The organism is Bradyrhizobium sp. CCBAU 65884, from assembly GCF_028128835.1.
In the GTDB taxonomy this organism is placed as follows: Bacteria; Pseudomonadota; Alphaproteobacteria; order Rhizobiales; family Xanthobacteraceae; genus Bradyrhizobium; species Bradyrhizobium ottawaense.
This window is the reverse complement of sequence record NZ_LBJU01000054.1, coordinates 1-5596: the sequence shown is the minus strand read 5'-3', so window position 1 is coordinate 5596 and position 5596 is coordinate 1. Positions and strand designations below refer to the sequence as shown.

Genomic DNA, 5596 nt, shown 5'->3' with positions numbered 1-5596 from the left:
TAAATATTTCACTCGCTGCTGCGCACTCTCCAGTTCTTGCTGCGCTACGTCGTAAGTTGCGCGAGCGCGATCTAAATTCGCCGCCGTCTGTACACCACGCGTGCTTAGCTCGTTTGCTCGCTTGAATTCTGCGTCCGCTTGACGAAGGCGTGTTGCCGCAGCGTCTTGAGCTGCTTTCGTTTCGGCAATTCGAGCCTCAATCTGCCGAACCCTTCCGCGCTGGTAATCAGTTGATTGAACATCGAAGCGAGACATGGATGCGGACAATGCCTCTCGCTGGCCAACGAGACGGTTGAGCTCGATCTGCTGGTTCGTGCGATCGCGATCAAGCTCAAGAAGCCTCGCGGTATCGAAGCGTTGGTCGTTGATTTCTGCTATGAGCTCGCCGGGACTAATGCGCGCGCCGATGCTCTTCACGGCAAGCGTTACCTTTCCTTCGATCGGGGCGCGAACGATGTAGAGTCGAGCATTGAGCGTAGCATCCGCCGATGTTCCAGCGAAGTGCTCACCAATAATAACGTACAATGCCACTGCCAACAGGGCCACGCCGACGATTGCACGTACGAGCCTCATAAGGACCTTCCTACTGCATTACTGCATTTATGACGGGAAGTTCGCGGAGCGTATTTCTGAGCAGCCTACGGTCCAATCGTTTTCGCCTAAGCTGCCCTCCGCCCTGCTTTGGATTGACAAGTCCAGTGCCGCTCGGATGCGAGTGTTAGCGGCCCAGCATCATGATCAGACTAACAGGCTGGTAACTAGCTTCGTGATCTCAGCGGCGGGAGGGTCCGTCTCGTCAGAAGTGAAAACGTTCATGAATTCATTCCCGCAGTTCCAGCAGCGCCAAAGATCTTGGACCTTCCGCGCACCGATGCGTTCATGCCACTCGAGGTGGACCAATGCAGAGCCACATTGAGGGCAATTTTTGTGACGTGCTATTGAGACCGACTCCATGTGGCAGCTCGTGTCATTGCGCCAAAAGGCCACAGCCGAAGAAGCGTTGGTGTAGCCGCCGCTTCGTAGGCCGCCGCCGTGGATGCACCTCTCTGTTCAAACCCTGTGCCAACTGCGACACGCTTCATCAGTAAGGAATATTGCTTCACTGAAGTGTACCAGACCGACTGCATGTCGGAAATCGGACAGTCTTTGTCATGTTCTAACGTACGGTCGCAAATCGGATTAAGTCTCGCGATGGAAGCTTTGGGAGATCGTTTGGTGCTGAGTAATGCGGCCTGGGAGGTTTGGCTAATCATAGACGGCCTGATCAGGAGGGCTCCCGGTCGAGGCAACGTCCGATGGCAGCCCACAGGCCTTCGACGGTACGCTCGGCGGCCGTACGCAGCAGCGCTTTCAGTTTCGAGAAGGCGTTCTCGATCGGATCGAAGTCGGGACTGTAGGGCGGAAGATAGAGGAGCTTTGCACCGGCAGCCTCGATCGCCGCGCGGACGCCGGCGCCTTTGTGGCTGCCCAGATTGTCCATGGCCCGACACGATTGATTATTGCCTCACGCATTTCACGCGTATCGCGTGACGGAGACTTCGCGAATCTTTTGATCATAGTCGCCCAGTGCCCCACCGACCTACTGCTGAAGCCAGAGGCCACCACGCCAGCGGCCGGATCATTCCCTAGTCACGGCGCGTTGCTGGCAAGTCTGCCCTCAGGCGGCCGTGTCGTAGGTGATCGGATAACGCTCCGGAAACGGCCTCCTGCGTAGTCAATCTCCGCAGCGGGACGCACCCCCCGGATCTGCAGGATGCGACGAACGATTTCCGGAACCTGGATACGGCTGATCTGGTCGCCAAGGCAGGTGTGCATCCCGTAGCCCAAATGCAAATATACCGACTCCGGGCGGTCGATGGCGAAGCTGGACGGCGCCGGCAATTGCAAGCCGTCGCGCATCGCCGACCGGGTCGAGATCAGCACCGTGCTGCCGGCCTTGACTGTTGCCGCGCGCAGCGAGCCCTTGGCTATCCGGTAATCGGTTCGGCACTGGCGCACCACGAACGGGTTGATCGGGTTGAAGCGCAGCGCTTCCCAGCAATAGCGATACATCAGATGATCGTCGTCGCTGTAGGCGACATCGATCGCCTCCTTCAGGATCTTCGGACGTTTGAACAACTGCTCGAGGAGCTGCACGATGCCCGCCGAGGTCGTCTCGATTCCGCCGACGCCGACCAGCGTGCCCATCATATTGGTTATAATGCGTTCGTCGGCGAAGCCGATTGAGTCGTCAAAATGGCTTTTCAGCAAGCGACTGAACATTTCGTCGAGCGGTGCGCCATTTTTCAGCTGCTCGCGCCGCTGCGGGAGCAGCTGTGTCAGATAGGCGCGCATCTCCTGCCCAGCGTCAATGTTGTCCTGGTGCACCTTCGGATCTTTGTCCAGGTTGTGGAACATGTCGTACTGCGTGGCGCGCGACCAGCGGAACATCGACGCCAGATCGGGCCCGGGAAAGCCGAAATATTCTCCGGTCCACTGAATGGGCACCAGGCGCGACAACGTGCTGACCACGTCGATCTGATTCTGGTTATAGAGCTGCTTTTCGACGGACGCGTTGGCGAGGCTGCGGACTTTCTGGCGAATTGCCGGCAGATCCTCCATGCGCATGAAGGCGCGCATGATACCCTTGTGGCGCTGGTTGATTTCGGTGCAGTCCCGGCCGAGCATAAAGGGGCCGACCGAACGGTCCATCATCGGCGCGTAGGTGACGTTGAAGATGTCGGGCCGGCTCAGCGCTTCTTGCACGTCGGCGAAGCGGGTGATGAACACCGGCCCGTCGGCGCCCAACGCCAGGTTGGGCCTGACGCGCCGGATTAGTGCGAATAACGCATCCGGATGTTTGGCGATCATCCATTTCAGGAATTTGGCCGCCAGACCCTGTTTCTGCTCCGCCATTGCTGCCGCACCCTAACTCGAGAAAAGCATCGCCCGTATCGGTCGATCCAGCCTCCGTCCACCTTTCCCCTGCGGGAGCGAGATGGTCTTCGATACGGCGCCTATTAAAGCTGGCCAAAAAAATTCAGATCGACTTGAGGAACTCGATTATTGCGTTGCGCTCCTCGGGAGACAGCGCGGGGCCAATGACGCCCTCATGCTTGTCATTCGAGAACTCGTGCCCGGTATTGCGATTGGCGGACCTCGATGTATCGAGAATGAAGTAGCCCTTGCTGTCGTAGGTCCTGCCTTTAGGAGCGACCGTCCGCGTCACGATACCGACGCGGACGGGATCGAAGCTGGGCTCACCGAGCAGGAAGACTTTTGGGCGCTCCGCAACGGGGCTGAGCAGGTCGTAGATCGTCGGCACCGAGCCGTTGTGCAGGAACGGGGCAGTCGCCCATACGCCGTTCAGCGGACGCGCCTTATAGCCGAAACCTGCCGCGAGACAGTTCGGCCGATCGCCTTCGATCTGCGCGCGGACCGTCCCGGTCGACCGAAGCCATTCGTCGATGCCCAGTTGGACCACGGCGCCGAGCGCAGGCGCGTAGAGTTGCATTGCATGGTCGGAGATGTGGGTCGTATCCAGCGTGTTATCAGCCTTCCTTTGGCAGACATCGATGTCGAGACCGAGTCCGGGGCTGCTTTGGCCCACCCGAGCCAGTTCGCGGCCGGCGGTGTCCGCGCTGCGGTTGCGCAGCACGTTGCCCTGGGCCGGATCGGTGCCGATATGGCTTTGCTTGATGATCCTGACGTTGAGTGCGGATTCCGTCGTCTGCTTCTCCTGTCCATCGCGGCCCCGCCAGCGGATAGTGCCGAAGTTCTTCCAGAACTCCGCGTCCGGGGCCTTGCCCTGCACGATGTCCGGCGTCAGCGCTGGAAGATGACAGCCGCTGCAATGTTTCTCGTAAAGCTGGGCTCCCACTGCGGCCTTGGCTTTGTCGATCGCAGGAAAGCTGTTGGGCCAAGTCGGCGCATTCAGGCCGGTGAAGGCCTTCGCCACCAGCGGCTGGTCCTTTCCTGCGAGCTGTTGTTCGCTCCAGTGCAAATTATCGAAGGGGATGCTGGTCGCGAAGCGTCCCTGCTTGGGCGGGGCATTGAGGTTGAGCTCCGCCGAAACCCCCATCGCCTCGCCGGCATTGCGCACCAACGGCTGCATGATCGAGCCGTCGTACTGCACCCAATCGAACCATGACGATGTCCAGATGTGCGGGTAAGTGACAGGAGCATTGATGTTGACATAGTTGCCGTAGCGTTCGGCATCGAGCGCGAACATCTGGTTGCCGATGCGATTGAGGGCATCGAGCCGGGTAAATCCTTCCGTGACGTCGATCCCAGCGGGCTGATTGATCAGCGCACCAAGTATGCCATCGAGTTCCTTGGACAGCTGGACGCGTGTCAGATCGCTGTACTCGGTTCCTAAAACGGCCTTCGCAAACCGCCTGAAGCGGCCGTCGAAGAAGGGCAACTTTGCCGACAAGGCGGTCTGTGCGAGCGCAGCGCCGAGCGCATTTGTCAATTGACCAAGATCGGTCACGGCGGGGCCGCCTTCAATGACTTAGCGCCTGTCTTTTGAAGATCAGTTGGCCGGTGTGGCACGCGGCACAGGTCAATCCGACGGCAGTGTCCTTACGCGAAAGTCCGCGGATCGACTGAAATGGCGAATATGCAAAGCCGATCGGCAAACCGTACTCATTGTTCTCGCTTTCGGCAGACTTTATGAATCCAAACCGCAGTAAATAGCGGTTGTCGGCAAACCGTTCTCGTTTGAAAAAGGGGATAGCGAAAAGCGAGTTCAGCGGCGCTTCCAGGGCGAGAAACCATGACAGCGGGATCGGTAAGGTCTGCGTGCCCTGGGCTTTGTGATGGAATCGATCGGCGTCCTCGGCGTTCCAGCCCTGATCGAGCGAAACCTGCTCGCTCACGGAAACCGGTTCAGGGAGACCAGGCGGCGTCAGAGCTTCAATTATCGCGCCAAGCTGGGGGCTGGTCATGACTGCGATCAAAGCAATGACCACGATGATCGCCAGAAGAGCAAGAAAGCGTCGCCACCAAAGGCGCCGAATTGCGCTGGTAACTGTCGACATGGCTTCCCCGGTGTCAGCGGCGGTCTTCAGGAGAAAGCCGTGTAAACAGCACTACTAAAACTACATGATCTTGTAGGCGACCGAGACGCGATCACTATCTTTCTGCGTCACAAACGGCAACCTAACGTGATCGCACAACAAGGACATCTCGGCAGCGTACGGACGAGCTCTTGTTCGAGCCGCCATCCCTCGTCCGATCCAATTTGCAATGTGACTTCGGGGCCGCTGGGGCAGATTCGCGCTGGTGCGCGGGCGACGGACTCGGACGGGCGCCACAGGGGGAATAGTCTCGCACTCGGAGATCAGGACTCCATAGGACGCAATGATCATGAGCACAGAGCCGGCCAGGCCGATCGCGATGATGCAGACGGCGAACATTGCTGCGTTCCCGGCCGCACTAGGTTCGTCTGCCCGATGGTGACGATATCCTTGGCCATCGAGATGTTGGCGCTCTTCCGCTGCCAAATTCCAGCAAACCGATTGCCCTGACGTTTGAACTGCGTATTCCGATGAAGCCGGCCACTGATTCCGACGCGAAGCCGGCCAGGCATTCCGATTTCATTCCGGACGGATTT

4 protein-coding genes and 2 pseudogenes are annotated in these 5596 nt (G+C 58.8%); all 6 read right to left on the bottom strand.

Annotation, left to right across the window (positions count from 1 at the left end; all coding sequences use genetic code 11):
• Positions 1-573: pseudogene (locus tag XI03_RS01860) on the bottom strand (HlyD family secretion protein); the annotation flags it as partial.
• A 691-nt stretch (positions 574-1264) separates the two neighbouring features.
• Positions 1265-1480, bottom strand: a pseudogene (locus XI03_RS01855) (transposase); the annotation flags it as partial.
• Between the two features lie 149 nt (positions 1481-1629).
• Positions 1630-2895, bottom strand: coding sequence for a cytochrome P450 (locus XI03_RS01850; protein WP_271591137.1), 1266 nt, complete (start codon positions 2893-2895; stop codon positions 1630-1632).
• A gap of 124 nt (positions 2896-3019) precedes the next feature.
• Positions 3020-4471 carry a c-type cytochrome gene (locus XI03_RS01845; protein ID WP_271591136.1) on the bottom strand — a complete coding sequence of 484 codons (1452 nt, stop codon included), beginning with the start codon at positions 4469-4471 and terminating at the stop codon, positions 3020-3022.
• Positions 4472-4484: 13 nt separating this feature from the next.
• On the bottom strand, positions 4485-5021 hold the full coding sequence (locus tag XI03_RS01840; protein ID WP_271591135.1) for a hypothetical protein: 537 nt from the start codon (positions 5019-5021) through the stop codon (positions 4485-4487).
• A gap of 326 nt (positions 5022-5347) precedes the next feature.
• Positions 5348-5596, bottom strand: a 249-nt coding sequence (locus XI03_RS01835) for a hypothetical protein (protein WP_271591134.1), incomplete at its 5' end; no start/stop codon positions are given.